At 73.9% G+C, this 20,010-nt stretch carries 16 protein-coding genes and 1 pseudogene; 8 read left to right on the top strand and 9 right to left on the bottom strand.

Annotation, left to right across the window (positions count from 1 at the left end; all coding sequences use genetic code 11):
- The first annotated feature begins 199 nt into the window (after window positions 1–199).
- From AC2RP6_RS20095 to AC2RP6_RS20085, 3 genes are all read left to right on the top strand, one after another.
- Window positions 200–862 (top strand): DUF5819 family protein, encoded by a 663-nt coding sequence (locus tag AC2RP6_RS20095; RefSeq protein WP_486447449.1) that lies wholly within the window; start codon window positions 200–202, stop codon window positions 860–862.
- The gene (locus AC2RP6_RS20090; RefSeq protein ID WP_486447448.1) at window positions 847–2,088 is read left to right on the top strand and encodes an HTTM domain-containing protein; all 1,242 of its coding nucleotides are present in this window, start codon (window positions 847–849) and stop codon (window positions 2,086–2,088) included. Before AC2RP6_RS20095 ends, AC2RP6_RS20090 begins: the two co-directional genes overlap by 16 nt.
- Before the next feature lie 120 nt (window positions 2,089–2,208).
- Window positions 2,209–2,979, top strand: a complete 771-nt coding sequence (locus AC2RP6_RS20085; protein WP_486447447.1) for a TrmH family RNA methyltransferase — start codon at window positions 2,209–2,211, stop codon at window positions 2,977–2,979.
- A gap of 15 nt (window positions 2,980–2,994) precedes the next feature.
- Here the strand turns inward: AC2RP6_RS20085 and paaN are convergent, their stop codons facing one another.
- A complete protein-coding gene (paaN, locus tag AC2RP6_RS20080) occupies window positions 2,995–4,677 on the bottom strand; it encodes a phenylacetic acid degradation protein PaaN (protein ID WP_486447446.1) in 1,683 nt (560 codons plus the stop codon).
- A 124-nt stretch (window positions 4,678–4,801) separates the two neighbouring features.
- Here paaN and AC2RP6_RS20075 point away from each other — a divergent pair, with 124 nt between their 5' ends.
- Window positions 4,802–6,313, top strand: a complete 1,512-nt coding sequence (locus AC2RP6_RS20075; protein ID WP_486447445.1) for a 3-hydroxyacyl-CoA dehydrogenase — start codon at window positions 4,802–4,804, stop codon at window positions 6,311–6,313.
- Window positions 6,310–6,897: a TetR/AcrR family transcriptional regulator gene (locus tag AC2RP6_RS20070; protein WP_486447444.1), complete on the top strand. Its 588-nt coding sequence runs from the start codon at window positions 6,310–6,312 to the stop codon at window positions 6,895–6,897. Before AC2RP6_RS20075 ends, AC2RP6_RS20070 begins: the two co-directional genes overlap by 4 nt.
- A gap of 83 nt (window positions 6,898–6,980) precedes the next feature.
- Here the strand turns inward: AC2RP6_RS20070 and AC2RP6_RS20065 are convergent, their stop codons facing one another.
- Complete coding sequence (locus AC2RP6_RS20065) at window positions 6,981–7,553, bottom strand: Lrp/AsnC family transcriptional regulator (protein ID WP_486447443.1); 573 nt, start codon at window positions 7,551–7,553, stop codon at window positions 6,981–6,983.
- A 178-nt stretch (window positions 7,554–7,731) separates the two neighbouring features.
- Here AC2RP6_RS20065 and pdhA point away from each other — a divergent pair, with 178 nt between their 5' ends.
- The 3 genes from pdhA to AC2RP6_RS20050 are packed head-to-tail and all read left to right on the top strand — an operon-like array spanning window position 7,732 to window position 11,221.
- On the top strand, window positions 7,732–8,868 hold the full coding sequence (gene pdhA, locus AC2RP6_RS20060) for a pyruvate dehydrogenase (acetyl-transferring) E1 component subunit alpha (protein ID WP_486447442.1): 1,137 nt from the start codon (window positions 7,732–7,734) through the stop codon (window positions 8,866–8,868).
- Between the two features lie 47 nt (window positions 8,869–8,915).
- Entirely contained in the window at window positions 8,916–9,884 is a 969-nt protein-coding gene (locus tag AC2RP6_RS20055) for an alpha-ketoacid dehydrogenase subunit beta (RefSeq protein ID WP_387125319.1), read from the top strand.
- Entirely contained in the window at window positions 9,884–11,221 is a 1,338-nt protein-coding gene (locus AC2RP6_RS20050; RefSeq protein ID WP_486447441.1) for a dihydrolipoamide acetyltransferase family protein, read from the top strand. The genes AC2RP6_RS20055 and AC2RP6_RS20050 overlap by 1 nt, the downstream gene beginning before the upstream one ends.
- Window positions 11,222–11,339: 118 nt before the next feature.
- Here the strand turns inward: AC2RP6_RS20050 and AC2RP6_RS20045 are convergent, their stop codons facing one another.
- The 7 genes and pseudogenes from AC2RP6_RS20045 to AC2RP6_RS20015 form a co-directional block, all read right to left on the bottom strand.
- On the bottom strand, window positions 11,340–12,317 hold the full coding sequence (locus tag AC2RP6_RS20045; RefSeq protein WP_486447440.1) for an NAD(P)H-quinone oxidoreductase: 978 nt from the start codon (window positions 12,315–12,317) through the stop codon (window positions 11,340–11,342).
- Between the two features lie 26 nt (window positions 12,318–12,343).
- Window positions 12,344–13,412 (bottom strand): annotated as a pseudogene (locus AC2RP6_RS20040) (potassium channel family protein).
- Window positions 13,413–13,432: 20 nt separating this feature from the next.
- Window positions 13,433–14,728, bottom strand: coding sequence for a molybdopterin molybdotransferase MoeA (locus tag AC2RP6_RS20035; RefSeq protein WP_486447439.1), 1,296 nt, complete (start codon window positions 14,726–14,728; stop codon window positions 13,433–13,435).
- The gene (locus AC2RP6_RS20030) at window positions 14,725–15,600 is read right to left on the bottom strand and encodes an NTP transferase domain-containing protein (RefSeq protein WP_486447438.1); all 876 of its coding nucleotides are present in this window, start codon (window positions 15,598–15,600) and stop codon (window positions 14,725–14,727) included. The genes AC2RP6_RS20035 and AC2RP6_RS20030 overlap by 4 nt, the downstream gene beginning before the upstream one ends.
- Before the next feature lie 170 nt (window positions 15,601–15,770).
- On the bottom strand, window positions 15,771–16,310 hold the full coding sequence (locus AC2RP6_RS20025) for a bacterial proteasome activator family protein (protein WP_391698102.1): 540 nt from the start codon (window positions 16,308–16,310) through the stop codon (window positions 15,771–15,773).
- Between the two features lie 82 nt (window positions 16,311–16,392).
- The gene (locus AC2RP6_RS20020; RefSeq protein WP_486450387.1) at window positions 16,393–19,146 is read right to left on the bottom strand and encodes an FtsX-like permease family protein; all 2,754 of its coding nucleotides are present in this window, start codon (window positions 19,144–19,146) and stop codon (window positions 16,393–16,395) included.
- Between the two features lie 101 nt (window positions 19,147–19,247).
- Window positions 19,248–19,994, bottom strand: a complete 747-nt coding sequence (locus tag AC2RP6_RS20015; RefSeq protein WP_486447437.1) for an ABC transporter ATP-binding protein — start codon at window positions 19,992–19,994, stop codon at window positions 19,248–19,250.
- Window positions 19,995–20,010: the final 16 nt, after the last annotated feature.

The following is a 20,010-nucleotide window of genomic DNA, read 5'->3' as shown; positions in this document are numbered from 1 at the left end:
CGTCGCGTCTGTCCCCAGGGCCGCGTCCGGGCCCGTTTCCGGGGTCACTGCCACCATTCCGGCCCCTTGTCAGTGTTTGTCGGTCGTCGCCCACCCGACCGACCGATCGTTCGGTTCATTCGCTTCAATGGTGAGACGGCGGCCCGTAGGGTGTCAACCTCTGTGGTCAACCCTGTGGACGCCGGACGATCGGGGCGGGATGGATTCGAACGGGCACGAGCTCGCCGAACGGCCCGCTCCGCCACCCCCGCGGGCGCCCGGAATCGCCGGCCTGTCGACCCCGTACCGGGTCGTGACTGCCCTGGCCCTGGGCGCCGTCGGGCTGGCCGCGTGCACGCACCTTGCCCTGGTCTTCCTGCACGTGGCTCCGTCCAACACGCTGAGCAGGCAGCACGCGGGGACGATCGACGCCTGGGTCTATCCGGAGTTCGAACAGAACTGGAAGCTCTTCGCGCCCAACCCCCTCCAGCAGAACATCGCCGTCGAGGTGCGCGCCGAGGTGCGGACGGCCGCCGGCGAGCTGGTCACCACCGGCTGGCGAGACCTGAGCGCCGAGGACGCGGCGGCGATCCGGCACAGCCTGCTGCCCAGCCACACCGAGCAGAACGAGCTGCGCCGGGCCTGGGACTTCTACACCGGCTCCCACGACGAGGACGAGAAGCCCGTCGGGGAGCGCGGCGAGCTGTCCGAGGAGTACCTGCGGCGCATCGCGATGAACCGGCTCGCTGCGGAGCACCGGGGCGGGCACGTCCTGCGGATCCAGTTGCGCTCGGCGACGACGGCCGTGCCCGCCCCGCGCTGGAGCACCGACACCACCGACACCCAGACCTACTACCGGGAGCTGCCGTGGTGGAAGGTGTGAGACGGGCCCGCGCCACCCTGGCCCGGGCCGTCGCCGAGGTCAGCGGGCGGGCGCTCGGCCCGTACCAGAGCGCCGTCGTACGCATCGGCTTCGCCGCCACCTGGCTCTTCTTCCTGCTGCGGGAGTTCCCCCACCGGGCCGAGCTGTACGGCCCCGACGGACCGTGGAGCCAGGACCTCGCGGAGCGGCTGCTCGCCACCAACGGCGCGTTCACGATCGTCACCTGGTCCGGTTCGACCCTGTGGTTCGAGACCGTCTACGCGGTGGCCGTGCTGGCGAGCGCGGGCCTGCTGCTGGGCTGGCGGACGCGGGCGACGTCCGTGGTCTTCATGGTCGGCGTGCTCTCCCTGCAGAACCGCAGCGTGTTCATGGGCGACGGCGGCGACAACGTCATCCACCTCGTGGCGATCTACCTGGTGCTGACCCGGTGCGCGCAGGTGTGGTCGCTGGACGCGCGCAGGGCGCGCGTGCGGGGCTCCAGGACGGCGGGGGCGGCCGGGCCGTTGCTGTGGGGGGTACTCGGTGCGGTCCTCGCGTACGGGGCGGCCACCGGGCGGTTCAGTCACGGCTGGCTGGCGGCGTTCGCGGCGGTCTGGGTGCTCAGCGGGCTGTGGTGGCTGGTCGAGCGCCACGACCCGGAGGGCGAGGGGCGGGCCGCCCTGGACGTCCTGGCGAACCTGGTGCACAACGCGGGCATGCTGGTGATCATGGCGGAGGTCTGCCTGATCTACGCGACGGCCGGCTGGTACAAGATCCAGGGCTCGCGGTGGCAGGACGGCACGGCGCTGTACTACCCCCTGGGGCTGGACTACTTCACGCCGTGGCCCGCGCTGTCCGCGCTGGTGGCGGGCAGCGGGACCCTGGTGATGCTGCTGTCGTACGGGACGGTGGTGGTGCAGGTGGCCTTCCCGTTCACGCTCTTCAACCGGCGGATCAAGAACGTCCTGCTGGTGCTGATGATGCTGGAGCATGCGGGGATCGCGGTGCTGCTGGGGCTGCCGTTCTTCTCGCTGGCGATGATCGCCGCCGATGCGGTGTTCCTGCCGACCGTCTTCCTGGTGTGGCTCGGGGCCCGGGCCGCCGCGCTGCGGGCCCGGTGGGGTCCGGCGGGGCCTTCCCCCGCCCCGCCCCCTCCCGCAACCGGGCTCCGCCCGGACCCTGACCAGGATCCGGACCTCGACGCCGATCCCGATGCCGGTCCGGTGCTCGAACGCCGGCCGGGCTGAAGCACCGGGGGCTCCGCCCCCGGACCCCGCGCCCCAAACGCCGGGGGGGGGGACTGCGTGAGTCGGTGCCTCGGGCGGCGGCGGGGTCGGGGGCGGTGGGGCGCGGCGTAGGGTCGGGGGATGGATGAGCGGGCGGGCGGGGACGAGACGGTGCGGCAGTGGCGGGAGGACGCCGGGCGCGCGGACCTCGTGCTCCTCGACGGGTTCCACGCGCTGAAGCACGCCCTGCGCTTCGGGGCCGACGTCCGCCGGATCGTCGCCGACGATCCCGCCGCCGTACGGGCACTGGCCCGGGAGCTGGCACCGGACGTCGAGGGTGACGTGGCCCGCATGGTGCGGCCGGCCGTGCTCAAGGAGCTGCTGCCCCGCGTCCACCCCACCGGGGTCGCGGCCCTCGCCGTCCGGCCCGACCGCGCCGCGGGCCTGGCGGGGCTGGCGCGGACGCCCCGGCCCGCGCCGGTCGTCGTCCTCGACAACCCCCGCAACCTCGGCAACGTCGGAGCCGTCGTCCGCCTGGCCGCCGGTTTCGGGGCCACCGGCGTGGTGACCCGCGGCGACCTGGACCCCTGGCACCCGAACGTGGTCCGGGCCGGCGCCGGGCTGCACTACGCCACCACCGTCGAACGCCTCACCCTGGAGGAGCTGCCGCCCGGGCCGCTCTACGCGCTCGACCCGGAGGGCGAGGACATCCGCGGCCTCACCCTCCCGGACGACGCCCTGCTGGCCTTCGGGTCGGAACGGCACGGGATCTCCCCCGAGCTGCGTGCGCGGGCCGACCACCTGGTGTCACTGCCGATGCGCCCGCAGGTCTCCAGCTACAACCTGGCCACCAGCGTGGCCATGACGCTCTTCCACTGGGGCGGACCCCCGCCCGGCGCGTCCGACGCCTGAGCGGGGGCGCACCGGCTACGCCTGGCGGCGGACCTCCACCACGCGGAAGCGGTTCGCCACGAAGGCGCCGTCGCAGAGCGCGGCGTTCGCCGCGGGGTTGCCGCCGGAGCCGTGGAAGTCCGAGAAGGCCGCCGTCTGGTTGACGTAGACCCCGCCGGTCAGGTTCAGGGAGAGCTGCGCGGACTCCTCCAGGCAGACCTCCTCGACGGCCCGCTCGGTGTCCGGGGAGGTGGTGTAGGCGCCGACCGTCATGGCGCCCTTCTCGCGCACGGTGCGGCGCAGCAGCTCCAGCGCGTCCGCCGTGGAGTCCACGGCCACCGCGAAGGAGACCGGGCCGAAGCACTCCGAGAGGTACGGAGCGGAGTCGTCCGGCTTGGCGGCGTCCAGCTTGACCATCACCGGCGTACGGACCACGGCGTCCGGGAACTCGGGGTTGGCGACCTCGCGGGAGGCCAGCGCGACCTCGCCGAGCCCGGCCGCCGCCTCCAGACGGGCCTTGACGTCCGGGTTGACCAGCGCGCCGAGCAGCGCGTTGGCCCGGGCGTCGTCGCCGAGCAGGCCGCCGACCGAGGCCGCGAGGTCGGCCACGACCTCGTCGTAGGACTTGTGGCCGGCGTCCGTCGCGATGCCCTCGCGCGGGATCAGCAGGTTCTGCGGGGTGGTGCACATCTGGCCGCTGTAGAGCGACAGGGAGAAGGCCAGGTTGGCCAGCATCCCCTTGTAGTCGTCGGTGGAGTCCAGGACGACGGTGTTGACGCCCGCCTTCTCCGTGTAGACCTGCGCCTGGCGGGCGTTGGCCTCCAGCCAGTCGCCGAACTCCGTGGAGCCGGTGTAGTCGATCAGCTTGATCTCGGGGCGGACGGCGAGGTCCTTGGCGATGCCCTCGCCCGGACGCTCGACCGCGAGCGCCACCAGGTTCGGGTCGAAGCCGGCCTCCGCGAGGACCTCGCGCGCCACCTGCACGGTCAGCGCGAGCGGCAGCACGGCCCGCGGGTGCGGCTTGACCAGCACCGGGTTGCCGGTGGCCAGCGAGGCGAACAGGCCCGGGTAGCCGTTCCAGGTCGGGAACGTGTTGCAGCCGATCATCAGGGAGATGCCGCGGGGGACCGCGGTGAAGGTCTTGCCGAGCTCCAGCGGGTCCCTCTTGCCCTGCGGCTTCGACCAGTCGGCCTGGCCCGGGACCCGGGTCTGCTCCTCGTACGCGTACGCCACGGCCTCCAGGCCGCGGTCCTGCGCGTGGGGACCACCGGCCTGGAACGCCATCATGTAGGCCTGGCCGCTGGTGTGCATGACCGCGTGCGCGAACTCGTGGGTGCGGGCCGAGATGCGGGCCAGGATCTCGATGCAGACCAGGGCGCGCGCCTCCGGTCCCGCGTCGCGCCAGGCGGCCATGCCGGCCTTCATCGCGGGCAGCAGCACGTCCACGTCCACGTGCGGGTACTCGACGCCGAGCTCCGGGCCGTACGGGGACCTCTCGGCGCCCGTCCAGCCGTCGGTGCCGGGCTGGCCGAGGTCCAGCCGGGTCCCGCGCAGCGCCTCGAAGGCGGCGAGCCCGTCGGCCGGGGCCGTCTCGCCGTACGCCTTGGGGTGTTCGGGATGCGGGGACCAGTAGGCACGGCTGCGGATCGCCGACAGGGCCTGGTCCAGGGTGGGCCGGTGCTTGGCGGACAGCTGGGGGACGGTGAGCTCGGCGGCCATCAGGGACCAACTCCTCGTTGAGCCGGGCGAAGGAGAGCAGACTGGAGTTAGAGTAACCGAACGATCGGTCGGGACAAGAGGGCCCGGCGGACCTGTGGACAAGTCGGTGCGGGAGGATCAGTACATGACAGCAATCGAGCGGTCCCGCACAGTGGCGGTCGTCGGCGCGGGAACCATGGGCCAGGGCATCGCCCAGGTCGCCCTTCTCGCAGGTCACCGCGTGCTGATCTACGACATCGACGCCGCCCTCGCCTCCGACGGCGTCGGCATCGTGCAGGACCGTGTCGAGCGCATGGCCGCGAAGGGCCGTCTGGACCGGACCGAGGCCGAGGAGGCGGTCGGCCGGATCGCCGCCGCCGGGGCCCTCGCCGACCTCGCCGGGGCCGCCCTCGTCATCGAGGCGGTCGTCGAGAACGTCGGGATCAAGCAGGCGCTCTTCGCGGCCCTCGAAGAGGTGCTGGAGCCGGACGCGCTGCTCGCCACGAACACCTCCTCGCTCTCCGTCACCGAGCTGGCCGCTCCTCTCGCGCACCCGGGCCGCTTCGTCGGCCTGCACTTCTTCAACCCGGCCCCGCTGCTCCCGCTCGTCGAGGTGGTCAGCGGCTCCGCGACCGACCCGGACGCCGCCGAGCGCGCGTACCGCACGGTCCTCGGCTGGGGGAAGACGCCGGTCCGCTGCGCCGACACCCCCGGCTTCATCGTCAACCGGATCGCCCGCCCCTTCTACGCCGAGGCCTTCGCGGTGTACGAGGAGCAGGGCGCCGACCCGGCCACCATCGACGCCGTGCTCCGCGAGAGCGGCGGCTTCAAGATGGGCCCCTTCGCGCTGACCGACCTGATCGGGCAGGACGTCAACGAGGCCGTGACCCGCTCGGTGTGGGAGTCCTTCTTCCGCAGCCCCAAGTTCACCCCGTCCCTCGCGCAGCGCCGGCTGGTCCAGTCGGGCCGCCTGGGCCGCAAGTCGGGGCACGGCTGGTTCCCGTACGGTCCGGAGGCGGTCGCCGCGCAGCCGCACACCGCCGGGCCCGAGGAGGCCCCGGAAAAGGTGACCGTCGTCGGTGACCTCGGCCCCGCCGCCGAACTGACCGACCTGCTCCAGGAGGCCGGGATCGCGGTCACGGCCACCGAGCAGGGCGGCCCGTACATCCAGCTTCCCGGCGAGGGACAGCTGGTCCTCGCGGACGGCAAGACCTCCGTCGAGTTCGCCGACGTCGTCTACTTCGACCTCGCCCTCGACTACCGGGGCGCCACCCGGATCGCGCTCTCCGCCAGCGAGGACACCAGCGAGCGCACCCTCTCCGAGGCGATCGGCCTCTTCCAGAAGCTCGGCAAGCAGGTCTCCGTCATCGGCGACGTCCCCGGCATGATCGTCGCCCGGACCGTCGCGATGCTGATCGATCTGACCGCCGACGCCGTCGCCCGCGGCGTGGCCTCCGCCGAGGACATCGACACCGCGATGCGGCTCGGCGTCAACTACCCGCTGGGCCCCTCCGCCTGGCACGAGCGACTGGGCCGGGACTGGGCCTACGACCTGCTGCACCACCTCGACGAGCGCTGCCCCGGCGGCCGGTACGCGCCCTCGCTGGCGCTGTTCAAGCTGGGCTACGCGGCCGACGACGAGGAGGGCACGCGGTGACCACGGTCAAGCGCGACACCTACACCCCCGAGACGCTGCTGTCCGTGGCCGTCCAGGTCTTCAACGAGCGCGGCTACGACGGCACCTCGATGGAGCACCTGTCCAAGGCCGCGGGCATCTCGAAGTCCTCGATCTACCACCACGTCACCGGTAAGGAGGAACTGCTGCGGCGGGCCGTCAGCCGCGCCCTCGACGGGCTCTTCGCGGTGCTGGAGGAGCCCCGTGCCGTCCGCGGCCGGGCCGTCGAGCGCGTCGAGTACGTCACGCGCCGCACCGTCGAGGTGCTGGTGGGCGAGCTGCCCTACGTGACGCTGCTGCTGCGGGTACGGGGCAACACCCGGACCGAGCGGTGGGCGCTGGAGCGCCGCCGGGAATTCGACCACCAGGTCGCGGACCTGCTCAAGGCCGCCGCCGCGGACGGCGACCTGCGGGCGGACGTGGACATCCGGCTCGCCACCCGCCTCCTGTTCGGCATGGTGAACTCCCTGGTCGAGTGGTACCGCCCGCACCCGGGCACCGGCCCGGAGCAGCTCGCGGACGCGGTCGTCCACATGGCCTTCGACGGCCTGCGCACCACCCGTTGACCTCCGTCTCCGCGCCACCCCGCACCGCCCCCGAGCACGGCCGGAAACAGCCGCGCCGGGGGCTTCGTCATCACCCGGACGGGCTACTCCTCGGTGATCGGCGAAGGGGGGCCGGGCGGGACGGGACCGGTGTCCAGGAGGTCCGTCTCCTCGAAGACCAGCAGGGTGCGCGTCGAGAGCACCTCCGGGATGGACTGCAGACGGGTCAGGACCAGCTCGCGCAGGGTCCGGTTGTCCGGGGTGTGCACCAGGAGCAGGACGTCGAAGTCGCCGCTGACCAGGGCGATGTGCGCGGCGCCCGGGAGTTCGCGCAGCTGTTCGCGGACCGTGCGCCAGGAGTTCTGGACGATCTTCAGGGTGATGTAGGCGGAGGCGCCCTGGCCCGCGCGCTCGTGGTTCACGCGGGCCGTGAACCCACGGATCACCCCGTCGTCGATCAGACGGTTGATCCGCGCGTACGCGTTCGCGCGCGAGACGTGCACCTGCTCGGCCACGGAGCGTATGGAGGCCCGGCCGTCCGCCTGCAGCAGTCGCATGATCGACCGGTCGATCGGGTCCAGGGGCCGGGGTGCGACGGGCGGGACCACGGAGGCTCCCGGTGCGGCCCCCGGCGGGGCCGGTGCGGAACCCGCTGCGGCCATTTGTTCATCCGGCATGGCCCGATGCCTCCCTCTCCTGGACGTCCTGCGTCCATCCCAGAGCCCCGGCGCCCGTTTGTCCACAGCCTGGAGCCGCCTGTAGCCAAATTGCGCGGGCAACCGAACAATCGGTAGGTGAGGGGCCTCACACCCGGGGCCACCCCTGCCCGCTTCCCACGAGGAGGTGTACGCCGCCATGACGGTCCAAGAGCTGCCCGGTGCCGGTGCGTCCCACCGATCCACCCCGCCGCCCGCCTGGAGGCCCCGTACGGACGCCGCCCCGCTGCTCCCGGACGCCGAGCCCCACCGGGTGCTGGGCACCGAGGCGGCCGACCGCCTCGACCCCGCGCTGATGCGCCGCTGCTACGCCGAACTGGTGCGCGGCCGTCGCTACAACGCCCAGGCCACGGCGCTCACCAAGCAGGGCCGGCTCGCCGTGTACCCCTCGACCGTCGGCCAGGAGGCCTGCGAGATCGCTGCCGCGATGGTCCTGGAGGAGCAGGACTGGCTCTTCCCGAGCTACCGCGACACCCTGGCGGCCGTGGCGCGCGGGCTGGACCCCGTACAGGCGCTGACCCTGCTGCGCGGCGACTGGCACACCGGCTACGACCCGCGTGAGCACCGCATAGCCCCGCTCTCGACCCCGCTCGCCACCCAGCTGCCGCACGCGGTGGGCCTGGCGCACGCGGCGCGGCTGCGCGGCGACGACGTCGTCGCCCTCGCCATGGTCGGCGACGGCGGCACCAGCGAGGGCGACTTCCACGAGGCGCTGAACTTCGCGGCCGTCTGGCAGGCCCCGGTGGTCTTCCTCGTGCAGAACAACGGCTTCGCCATCTCCGTCCCCCTCGCCAAGCAGACCGCGGCCCCGACGCTCGCCCACAAGGCCGTCGGCTACGGCATGCCGGGACGGCTGGTCGACGGCAACGACATCGCGGCGATGCACGAGGTGCTGACCGAGGCCGTCCGGCGGGCCCGGGCCGGCGGCGGCCCCACCCTGATCGAGGCCGTCACGTACCGCATGGAGGCGCACACCAACGCCGACGACGCGACCCGCTACCGCGGTGACGCCGAGGTCGAGGCGTGGAAGGCGCACGACCCGATCGACCTGCTGGAGCGCGAGCTGACCGCCCGCGGGATCCTCGACGAGGCGGGCATCACGGCCGCGCGCGACGAGGCCGAGGCGATGGCGGCGTCCCTGCGCGACGGGATGAACGCCGATCCGGTGGTGGACCCCATGGACCTGTTCGCGCACGTCTACGCGGAGCAGACCGACCGCCTGCGCGAGCAGGCGGCCATGCTCCGTGCCGAGCTGGAAGCCGAGGACCAGGCGTGACGACGGTGGCGGCGAAGTCCGCGAAGACGGGGGCCAAGCCCGCGACGATGGCGCAGGCCCTGACGCGGGCGATGCGCGACGCGATGGCCGAGGACCCCACCGTCCACGTGATGGGCGAGGACGTCGGGACGCTGGGCGGGGTCTTCCGCATCACGGACGGGCTGGCGAAGGAATTCGGCGAGGACCGCTGCACGGACACCCCCCTCGCCGAGGCCGGGATCCTCGGCACGGCGGTCGGCATGGCCATGTACGGGCTGCGGCCCGTGGTGGAGATGCAGTTCGACGCGTTCGCCTACCCGGCCTTCGAGCAGCTGATCTCGCACGTCGCGAAGATGCGCAACCGCACCCGCGGCGCCATGCCGCTGCCGATCACCATCCGCGTGCCCTACGGCGGCGGCATCGGCGGCGTCGAGCACCACTGCGACTCCTCCGAGGCGTACTACGTGGCCACCCCCGGCCTGACCGTGGTCACCCCGGCGACCGTCGAGGACGCCTACGGGCTGCTGCGCGCGTCGATCGCGAGCGACGACCCGGTGGTCTTCCTGGAGCCCAAGCGGCTGTACTGGTCGAAGGCCGACTGGTCGCCCCAGGCGCCGGCCGCCGTCCCGGGCATCGGCAAGGCGCTCGTCCGGCGCACGGGCACCAGCGCCACCCTGATCACCTACGGCCCGTCGCTGCCGGTCTGCCTGGAGGCGGCCGAGGCGGCCCGCGAGGAGGGCTGGGACCTGGAGGTCGTCGACCTGCGCTCCCTGGTCCCCTTCGACGAGGAGACCGTCGTGGAGTCCGTACGCCGCACCGGGCGCGCGGTCGTCGTCCACGAGGCGGGCGGCTTCGGCGGCCCGGGCGCGGAGATCGCCGCCCGCGTCACGGAGCGGTGCTTCCACCACCTGGAGGCCCCGGTGCTGCGGGTGACGGGCTTCGACATCCCGTACCCGCCGCCGATGCTGGAGAAGTACCACCTGCCCGGCGTCGAGCGGATCCTTGACGCCGTGGCCCGCCTGCAGTGGGAGAACTGATGCCGCAGGTCATGGAATTCAAGCTGCCCGACCTCGGCGAGGGCCTGACCGAGGCCGAGATCGTGCGGTGGCTGGTGGCGGTCGGCGACGTCGTCGCCATCGACCAGCCGGTCGTCGAGGTCGAGACGGCCAAGGCGATGGTGGAGGTGCCCTGCCCGTACGGCGGCGTGGTCACCGCCCGCTTCGGCGAGGAGGGCGAGGAGCTGCCCGTCGGCGCCCCGCTGATCACCGTGGCGGTGGGTGCGCAGTCGGTGCCCGCCGGGGCCGCGGAGGCCACCGGTGGCGAAGCCTCCGGCGAGGCTCCCCGGCCGCTGATCGGCTACGGCTCGGACCACTCGCGCCCGGCGCGTCGGCGACGGGTGCGACCCGTCACCGCCGCGGTGTCGGCGCCCCTGGCCGCGCCGGCCCCCGTCGCGGCGGCCCCGGCCGCTCCCGCCGCTCCGCCCGCTCCGCCCGTTCACCCCGGGCCCGTGCCCGTCATCTCGCCGCTGGTGCGCAAGCTCGCCAAGGACCACGGGGTGGACCTGCGCGCGCTGCACGGCTCCGGGCCGGAGGGCCTGATCCTGCGCGCCGACGTCGAGGCGGCCCTGACCGCGCTGCGGGAGCCGGCCCCGGCCGTCGCCCCGGCGCCGGTCGCGGCGGCACCGCAGGGCGAGCGGGTCCCGCTCAAGGGACTGCGCGGAGCGGTCGCCGAGAAGCTGTCGCGCAGCCGCCGGGAGATTCCGGACGCGACCTGCTGGGTCGACGCGGACGCCACCGAGCTGATGGCGGCCCGGGCCGCGATGAACGCCGTGGGCGGGCCCAAGATCTCGGTGCTCGCGCTGCTGGCCCGGATCTGCACGGCCGCGCTGGCCAAGTACCCGGAGCTGAACTCCACCGTGGACCTCGCGGCCAAGGAGATCGTCCGGCTCCCGTCGGTGCACCTGGGCTTCGCCGCGCAGACCGAGCGGGGCCTGGTGGTCCCCGTCGTACGGGACGCGCAGGGCCGCAACCCGGAATCCCTGACGGCGGAGTTCGCGCGGCTGACCGAGCTGGCCCGTGCCGGAAGGCTGGCCCCGGCCGATCTGACGGGCGGCACCTTCACCCTGAACAACTACGGGGTGTTCGGGGTCGACGGCTCCACGCCGATCATCAACCACCCGGAAGCGGCCATGCTCGGCGTCGGCCGGATCATCGACAAGCCGTGGGTCCACGAGGGGCAGCTGGCGGTGCGCAAGGTCGTCCAGTTGTCGCTCACCTTCGACCACCGCGTCTGCGACGGCGGCACGGCGGGCGGCTTCCTGCGCCACGTCGCGGACTGCGTGGAGTCCCCGGCGGTCCTCCTGCGCACCCTGTAGCCGGTCCGGGCCGGGCCGGAGCCCGGCCCCGGACCCCGCGCCGCGAACGCCGACGCGCGGGGCCCGGAGCCGGAGCCGCTGCCGAAGCCGGAGCCGGGTCCGGAGCCCCGAGGACCGCTCACACCGTGAGCAGCAGCTTGCCCACGTGGGTGCTCGACTCCATGACCCGGTGCGCCTCGGCGGCGTCCCGCATCGGGAACGCCGCGTGGACCACCGGCCGCACCCGGCCGGCGGCCACCAGCGGCCACACGTGTTCCCGTACGGCGGCGACGATCGCCGCCTTCTCCTCCAGCGGCCGCGCCCGCAGCGACGTGGCCGTGATCGCCGCCCGCTTGGCCAGCAGCGCACTCAGGTTCAGCTCGGCCTTCACCCCGCCCTGCAGCCCGATGACCGCGAGACGGCCGTTCACGGCCAGCGCGTCCACGTTCCGGGAGAGGTACTTGGCTCCCATGATGTCCAGGATCACGTCCGCCCCGGCCCCGCCCGTCGCCTCCCGCACCGCGGCCACGAAGTCCTGCTCGCGGTAGTCGATGAGGACGTCCGCCCCCAGCTCCTTGCAGCGGGCCAGCTTCTCCGGGCCGCCCGCCGTGACCGCGACCGTCGCGCCCACCGCCTTGCCGAGCTGGATCGCCATCGTCCCGATGCCGCTGGCCCCGCCGTGCACGAGCAGGGTCTCGCCGGGGCGCAGTCCGGCCACCATGAACACGTTGGACCACACCGTCGTGACGACCTCGGGCAGCGCCGCCGCCGTGACCAGGTCCACCCCCGCCGGGACCGGCAGAAGTTGCCCGGCCGGCACGGCGACCCGCTGGGCGTAGCCGCCGCCGGCCAGCAGGGCGCAGACCTCGTCGCCCACCGACCAGCCGGACACCCCCGCCCCGATCGCGGCGATCCGCCCGGAGCACTCCAGCCCCGGATGGCGCGAGGCGCCGGGCGGCGGATCGTAGAACCCCTGCCGCTGGAGGACGTCGGCGCGGTTCACGGCGCTCGCCGCGACCTCGACGAGGACCTCGCCCTCGCCCGGCACCGGATCGGGTACGTCGGCCCAGACGAGGGCCTCGGGGCCGCCGGGCTGCTCGATGGTGATCGCATGCATGGCCCGGAGGCTACGCCACGGCGCGGCTACTCGGCAGGACCCAGCGTCGTCCGCGGAGCCGTGGACGACGCCGCCCGCACGATGGTGATGAGACGGTCCGTCAGCTGGAGGGGGCTCGCGTGCGGGTCGTCGTACGGGAGCAGCCGGTGGCCGCGGAGCACGTTCACGACCAGGTCCTCGGTGTCGCGCACCGACTTGCCGACCTCCGACTTGCGGACGGGGCGCTCGATGAGGTCCAGACCGCTGCCCTGCTGGATCAGGTCCTCCATCACGGTGCCGGCGCTCGGGCTGAGCACCGACAGACCCAGCAGGCGGCCGGCCGCGCTCGCGCTCGTGATGACCGCGTCGGCCCCGGACTGGCGCAGCAGTGGGGCGTTCTCCTCCTCGCGCACCGCGGCGACGATCTTCGCGCCGCGGTTGAGCTGCCGGGCCGTCAGCGTGACCAGGACCGCCGTGTCGTCGCGCTGGGTGGCGATGACGACCTGACGGGCCTTCTGGAAGCTCGGCGCGCAGCAGGACGTCCGACCGGGTGGCGTCGCCGACCACGCCCGTGAACCCCTCGGCGTTGGCCATGTCGATGACCTTGGCGCTGGGGTCGACGACGACGACCTGTTCCTTGGAGAGGCCGGTGGCCAGCAGCGTCTGCAGGGCCGAACGGCCCTTCGTGCCGAAGCCGACGACGACCGTGTGCTCGCGCAAGTTCTTCCTCCAGCGCTTCAGCCGCCACTCTTCCCTCGTCCGTTCCGTCAGGACTTCGAGGGTGGTACCGACGAGGATGATCAGGAACAGCACGCGCAGCGGTGTGATCAGCATGATGTTGATCAGCCGTGCGCTGTCGCTGTAGGGGACGATGTCGCCGTATCCGGTCGTCGACAGCGTCACCGTGGCGTAGTAGAAGCAGTCGAGCAGATCGACCGTCTCGTTGGCGTTGTCGTGATAGCCGTCCCGGTCCAGCCACACGATGAAGACCGTGAGGAAGAGGACGAACAAGGCCATCAGCAGGCGCTTGGCGACCTGCCGCAGCGGATGCTCGACGATGCGCTTGGGCAGCTTGATGCGCCGCGAGACGAGCTTCTCGTCGGCTCCGCGGGCCATGGCGTCCTGTCCGGGCAGTTTCACGTGAAACATCCTCCCGAAGCCCACGGCAGGTCGAGGACTTCCAGCTCCTGCCCGGCACGGGCGCCCTTGGGCGGTACGACGGCCAGCGCGTCCGCGGCGGCCACGCCTCGCAGCATCGCGGGGCCGTGGTAGCGCAGCGGTACGGCGTGCTCCTCGTCGAGCCGGACCGGGACCAGCCGGGTGTCGTACGGGTGGCCCGGCACGTCGCCCCGCACGGGTGCCGTGTACCGCGGACGAGGGCGGCGGCCCGCGAGGGCGCGCAGCAGCGGCTCGGCGAGGGTCAGCAGGCCGGAGACGGCGGCGAGGGGATTGCCCGGGAGGCCGACCACGTGCCGCCCGTCGGCCGCGTCGCCGACCCGCGCGAGCAGCATCGGGTGCCCCGGCCGGACCGCCACCCCGTCGACGAGCAGCCGGGCACCGGCCTTCTCCAGGACGGGGTGGACGTGGTCGACGGGGCCGGAGGCGGTGCCCCCGGTGGTGATCACGACGTCGGCGGTGGACGTGGTGACGGCTTCCAGCAGGGCCGCGGCCCCGTCCGGGTCGTCGCCGAGCGTCCGGGTGCCGGTGACCTCGGCGCCCAGCCGCGTGAGCCACGGGTCCAGCATGGGGCTGAGGGCGTCGCGGATCAGCCCGTCGTGCGGGCGGCCCTCGGTGAGCAGCTCGTCGCCCAGTACCAGGACTTCCACGCGGGGGCGGGGCCTGGTGGTCAGCGCGTCGTAGCCCGCGGCCGCGGCGAGGCCGAGGACGGCGGGGGTGACCAGCGAACCGGCGGGCAGCAGCAGGTCCCCCGAACGGCACTCCTGGCCGCGCGGGCGGATGTCCTGGCCGGTGACGACGGTCCGGCCGGCGAAGAGCTGGCCACCTGCCTCGTTGCAGTGCTCGCTGCGGATGACGGCGGTGGTGTCGGCGGGGATCCGGGCGCCGGTGGCGATCCGGACGGCCTCGCCGTCGGCGAGCGGCTCCGGCCGGCCGGAGCCGGCCAGGACGCCACCGCCGGCGCGGACGTGCCACGGGCCGGGGCCGGCCACGGCCCAGCCGTCCATGGCGGAGGTGTCGAAGGACGGCAGGTCGGTCAGCGCGTCCAGGGAGACGGCCAGGACCTCGCCGAGGGCGCCCGCGAGGGGCACGTCATGGGTACGGGCCCGCACCCCGGCCCCGGCGTGGGCGGCGACGTCCCGGGCCCGCGGCCAGGCGGCGGCCCGGTGGCCGCCCGCGCCGCCGGCCGCGGGGGTACGGCTGACCAGGGCCAGGGCCTCGTCGAGGTCCTGCTCGGCGGAGTCGGTGGGGGTCATCCCGAGCCGTTCTCTCCGGCGGCGGCGTCGGCCTCCGCCTCGGCGGCCCAGCGCAGTGCCAGGTCGGCGGCCTTGCGGGAGGCCTCGGCCACGGCCCGGGCGGGGTCGGCTCCGGTGGCGGCGGCCTGGGCGGCCGCGTATCCGACCAGGAAGGTGGTCAGCGGGGCGGCGGGCCGGGCGACGCCGTGGGCGGCGTCGCGTGCGAGGTCGAGCAGGGTCTTGGTGTCGACGGCGAGGTCGATGCCCAGCTCGTTCTTGACGGCGGTGATCCATTGGTCCAGCACGGTTCCATGCTCCCTGATCCGGGCGCGGGCGATGGCGAGATCGTCCCAGGTGTCGCAGTCGAAGGCGGCGAGGGGCTGCGCGGCGACGGGAACGAGCGCCAGCTCCGCGGTGAGCGCGCGCAGCGGGAGCCCGCCGAGGCCGCCGTGCTCGGCGGCGAGCAGCGCGATCTCGCGGCGCAGGGGCTCGGCCCGGTAGGCGGCGACCAGCGGCTGGTCGCGGCCGCCGGGGTCGCGCAGCACGGCTCCGTCCGTGCCGTGCGCGTCGGGCGCGGCCAGCAGGGCCCGTACGGTGTCCCGGTCCAGGAACGGCAGGTCCGCGGAGAGCACGAGGACGAGCGCGGCGGTGGTGTCGCGCAGCCCTGCGTCCAGCGCGGCGAGGGGGCCGCCGCCGGGCGGGTCCTCACGGGTCCACCGCACGGGGCGCGCGGTGGACCGTCGGCCGCCGACCACGACGGTGCGGCCGGCGTCCGGGCAGGCGTCGAGGACGCGGTCGAGGAGCGCCCGGCCGCCGACGCTCAGCGCGGGCTTGTCCGCCCCGCCGAGTCGCCGGGCGGCGCCGCCGGCCAGCACGATCGCGTCATAGCTCATGTCCCGAGTATGGGGGGGCCCATCTGCGCCGTGCGGCACCCCACTTACCGGCGGCTTGTCCCCCGTGCGCGCCGGCGGGCCGGACCCGGCGGGGCCGGACACGGGGGCGGGCCCGGTGCGCGCCCCGGGGGGCGCGGGCCGGGCCCGCTGGTCCTGCTGGTCGCCGGAGGCTAGAGGTACGGGCCGGAGCGGATCGCGCCGTGGCCGCCGTCTTCCTCGTCGTCGTGGGGTCCGCCGGGCGGGAGTGCGCGGCGCATCTGCTCCAACTGGGCCCGCGCAGCCATCTGCTGTGCGAACAGTGCGGTCTGGATGCCGTGGAAGAGGCCTTCCAGCCAGCCCACCAACTGGGCCTGCGCGATCCGCAGTTCCGCCTCGGAGGGGATGGCCTCCTCGGTGAACGGGAGGGACAGGCGCTCCAGTTCCTCCACCAGCTCGGGGGCCAGTCCGTCCTCCAGCTCCTTCACGGAGGCGGCGTGGATGTCCTTGAGCCTGACCCGGCTCGCCTCGTCGAGGGGCGCGGCGCGTACCTCTTCCAGGAGTTGCTTGATCATGCTGCCGATCCGCATGACCTTGGCGGGCTGTTCGACCATTTCCGTCACCGGGACCTCGCGCGACTCGTCATCGGCGTCGCCGACCGCCGTCCCGTCCTGTCCCACGATCAGGACGTGCGGGGGACTGTCCTGCGACCGTTCACTCCTCGGCATCTCCATGCCGTCATTCTCTCGCACACCTTCGCTCTCACTCGGTGTGCCCCCGTACAGGCGTGATCCACCCTGTACGGGGGCACCGGACTCAGCCCGCGGCCCGGCGCGCCAGCGCACCGCTGGAGCGGGTGACCAGCGCCGCCAGCAGGGCCGCGCCGAGCGGGACCACGACGAGCAGCTGGGCGAGGGTCTCCCACGGCACGGCGATCGGTACGAACGGAACGGACTCGCCCGCCAGGGAGAAGCCGTCGTCGACGGCGCGCTGGGCGAACGCCTCCAGTTCCCGCCGCTGCGTCAGGCGCAGGCCGACCGCGGGCAGGATCCCGGCCGCCGAGCCCAGGACGACGCCCATGAGGGCCACCACCCCGCACTGGAAGCCGCTCAGCGTCCGCCGCACCCGCGGCGCGGCCCCCACCGCGGCCAGCGTCTTCAGGTCGGCCTCGGCGTCGGCCTGGGAGAGGCCGGTGGCGATGCCGGCCGCGCCGATGGTCACCAGACCGGCGAAGACGGTCAGAGCCAGCAGGACCAGGCTGTCGTCGCCCTCGTAGCCCGCCTCGATCTGCAGGGAGGCGTCCACGCCCATCCGGTCGATGTCCCCGTTGATCCGCTGGCGCTGCTCGGAGGATGCCGCTCCGTCGAGGGAGAAGTACGAGCCGATCGGCGCCGTGGTCAGCCCCGCGGCCCGCACCGCCGCGGGCGGCAGGACCAGTTCCAGACCCCACCCCTCGGTGCCGTCCGGGACCAGGTGCACGGGGACGGTCCTGTCCACGCCGGCCGGTTCCCTCGCCGGACCCGAGAAGGATTCGTCCGGCCCGGTGATGATCCGCAGGGTCAGTTTGCCGTCCTTGACCTGGCGCTTGTCGAAGGCGACGGCACGGCCCTGCTGGAGGGCGGACACCGCGCCCGGGTCGGTGACCGCGAGCACGTTCAGCAGCTTCTCGTCGGCGACCACCGTGGAGTACCGCGTGCCCCGCGTCGCCCCCTTGCAGCGCCAGTCCTGGCGCAGCCGGCGGGCCTCCTCCGCGCTGAAGTCGGCGGAGCCCCCGGTGCCCTCGTAGAGCGGGCACCGCTGGTCCTTGGGCGTGATGATCTGGGCACGGCCGCATTCGGGGTCCCGGGTGTACTCCTCACAGCCCGGCTTGCCCACGACCAGCCGGTCCACGTCCGCCCGCCGGGCCAGCGGAAGCTGTTTGGCCAGGGACTCGCGCAGGGCGGGGACCTCCTTGTAGGCGCCGTTCTCGGAGGTCAGCAGGCGGCCGGTGCCGTGCGGCAGGTCGGCGCGGTACTCGTGGCGGCTCTGGATGTCGCTGCTGTGCTGGAACGTGGCCACCGCGACGGTGCCGGCGACGGCGGCCAGGACCGCGGCCACGGCGGGGGCCGTACGCCCCCGGTTGCGCACGGCGTCGCGCAGCGCGAGCCGCGGTGACAGGGGCAGCCAGCGGCCGAGCCGCCCGAAGAGGCCGACCAGGACCGGGGTGAGGGCGACGATGCCCAGCTCGGCCAGCGCGCTGCCGCCCGCCACGACGGCGGAGCCCAGGTCCGCGGCGCTGCCGTAGAGGGCGGTCCCGGCGCCGAGGGCGACGGCGATCAGGCCGATGACCGGCAGCACCCGGTTGGAGCGGCGCACTCCGCGGCGCCCGGTGAGCGACGCCAGAACCGTCTGCCGCGAAGCGGTGACCGCGGGGACGATGGCGGACAGCAGCCCGGTCACGACCGCCAGCACGGCGATGCCGGCCAGTTCCAGCGGGCGGAAGTCGAGACCGCCGAAGCGGTTGCCGAGCTGCTCCTCCAGCAGCGGCTGGAGCGCCACCGTCAGGCCGATGCCGATCGCGGTGCCAGAGACGGCGGCCGCGGCGCCGATGACCAGGCCGCCGGAGAGCACGATGGAACGGATGTGGCGCCGGTCGCCGCCGTTGGCGCCGACCAGGCCGAGCTGGCGGCGCGAGCGGCGGGCGCCGACCGCGAAGGCCGGTCCGGCGAGCAGGCAGATCTCCAGCATGGCGAGGCCCACGATGGTGGCCAGGACGGCCATCTCGGTGGCGTCGCCGCCGTTGCGCCGGAACTGCTCCTTGGGCTCCTGCCGGTAGAGGGGGACGTCGGCGTCGGCGGGCGGGTCGTTGGCGACGGCGCGGGAGACGACGAGCAGGGACTTGGCGTTGGCCGCCTGGACCATGTTCCACGTGAAACCGTCGCCGCCCACCTTGACCAGGTAGGAGTTCTCCCAGATCACCCCGGTGCCACCGGAGGTCCGGAGCGCCTCGTCGAGGGGGGCGACCAGACTCCCGGGCGCGGCGGTGATCTGGATCTTCTTGAGGTCGTCCGGCAGCTCGTACGCACCGACGATCTTGTACGCGGAGGTGCTGCCGCGCGGGGTGACCGAGGAGCCGACGAACAGGCCGGAGTTCTCCAGGAAGGCGTTGGTCGCGACGACCTCCCCCGCCCGCTCGGGCAGCCGGCCGCGGTCGAGCGTGAACAGCCCCTCGGCCAGCGGGTCGCGCAGATCGGTCTCGCGCAGGTCGGTCTCCAGCATCCCGTGCCGGGTGCGGACCTTGCCGTAGCCGCTGGAGTCCTTCAGCAGCCGGCTCCCGGGCGGAAGCGCGGCGGCCACCTGCTCCGGGGTCTCCTCCTCCACCCGCGCCGGGGCGTCGGCGCTGTCGGAGCCGGTGACGGGCACGAAGTTCGATCCGTCGGGCACCTGGTGGATCGGCCCGCCCACGTACGAGGTGGTGACCCGGGCGTCGGCGGCCCCGACCACGCGGGTGACGGCCTGGTCGGGGGTGAGTTCCGCGCTGCGCAGGGTGAGGTCGGCGGCGCTCACGCCCACGATCGGCAGGGCGATCATCGCGAGGACCAGGGAGCTGCGGCCCTTGGCGCGCCAGGCGTCGCGGCGCGCGATCCGGAGGGCCGCGACCCAGGAGTGGTACCAGCCTTGGGGCGAGGAGGTCACTGGCCGCCCGCCTGCCCGGAGAGGAGGGAGTCCGCGTGGCTGCGCAGGGTCTCGTCGACCACGCTGCCGTCGCGGAGGAAGACCACGCGGTCGGCCCAGGCGGCGAACCGCGGCTCGTGGGTGACGAGGACCCCGGCAGCGCCCGCGTCGCAGCGGGAGCGCAGCAGGCCGAGGACGGACTCGCCGGTCTCGGAGTCGAGGGCGCCGGTGGGTTCGTCGGCAAGGACGAGGCGCCGGTCGCCGACGAGGGCGCGGGCGATGGCGACGCGCTGCTGCTGGCCGCCGGACATCTCGTCGGGGAAGCGGTCGGCGAGGATGCCCAGGTTCATCTCCGCCAGGGCGGCGAGGGCCGCGCCGCGGGCCTTGCGGGCCGAGGTGCCGTCCAGTTCGAGCGGCAGGGCCACGTTCTCGGCGGCCGTGAGGGCCGGGATCAGGTTGTAGTCCTGGAAGACGTAGCCGATGCTGCGGCGGCGCAGGGCGGCCAGCTGCTTGCGGCTCGCGGTGGTGATGTCGGTGCCCTCGACCAGCACCCTGCCGCTGCTGGGGACGTCGAGGCCGCCCGCGAGGGTCAGCAGCGTGGACTTCCCTGAGCCGGACGGGCCCATGACGGCGACGAGTTCGCCGGGGTGGACGGAGAGGTCGATCCCGCGCAGGGCGTGCACTTCGGTGGCGCCGCTGCCGTGGGTGCGGACGAGCCGCTCCAACTGCAGTACGGGTTGCCGGGACTGGCGCTGGTCGGACATGAGGGTTCCCCCCTGG

This window comes from Streptomyces sp. WAC03905 (assembly GCF_057371075.1).
This window is presented reverse-complemented; position numbering and strand designations above follow the sequence as displayed.

Coding starts and splice junctions, on each gene's coding strand:
- AC2RP6_RS20095 (WP_486447449.1), top strand. CDS start 200: ATGGATTCGAACGGGCACGAGCTCGCCGAACGGCCCGCTCCGCCACCC.
- AC2RP6_RS20085 (WP_486447447.1), top strand. CDS start 2,209: ATGGATGAGCGGGCGGGCGGGGACGAGACGGTGCGGCAGTGGCGGGAG.
- paaN (WP_486447446.1), bottom strand. CDS start 4,677: ATGGCCGCCGAGCTCACCGTCCCCCAGCTGTCCGCCAAGCACCGGCCC.
- AC2RP6_RS20075 (WP_486447445.1), top strand. CDS start 4,802: ATGACAGCAATCGAGCGGTCCCGCACAGTGGCGGTCGTCGGCGCGGGA.
- AC2RP6_RS20065 (WP_486447443.1), bottom strand. CDS start 7,553: ATGCCGGATGAACAAATGGCCGCAGCGGGTTCCGCACCGGCCCCGCCG.
- pdhA (WP_486447442.1), top strand. CDS start 7,732: ATGACGGTCCAAGAGCTGCCCGGTGCCGGTGCGTCCCACCGATCCACC.
- AC2RP6_RS20055 (WP_387125319.1), top strand. CDS start 8,916: ATGGCGCAGGCCCTGACGCGGGCGATGCGCGACGCGATGGCCGAGGAC.
- AC2RP6_RS20050 (WP_486447441.1), top strand. CDS start 9,884: ATGCCGCAGGTCATGGAATTCAAGCTGCCCGACCTCGGCGAGGGCCTG.
- AC2RP6_RS20045 (WP_486447440.1), bottom strand. CDS start 12,317: ATGCATGCGATCACCATCGAGCAGCCCGGCGGCCCCGAGGCCCTCGTC.
- AC2RP6_RS20035 (WP_486447439.1), bottom strand. CDS start 14,728: ATGACCCCCACCGACTCCGCCGAGCAGGACCTCGACGAGGCCCTGGCC.
- AC2RP6_RS20030 (WP_486447438.1), bottom strand. CDS start 15,600: ATGAGCTATGACGCGATCGTGCTGGCCGGCGGCGCCGCCCGGCGACTC.
- AC2RP6_RS20025 (WP_391698102.1), bottom strand. CDS start 16,310: ATGGAGATGCCGAGGAGTGAACGGTCGCAGGACAGTCCCCCGCACGTC.
- AC2RP6_RS20020 (WP_486450387.1), bottom strand. CDS start 19,146: ATGATCGCCCTGCCGATCGTGGGCGTGAGCGCCGCCGACCTCACCCTG.
- AC2RP6_RS20015 (WP_486447437.1), bottom strand. CDS start 19,994: ATGTCCGACCAGCGCCAGTCCCGGCAACCCGTACTGCAGTTGGAGCGG.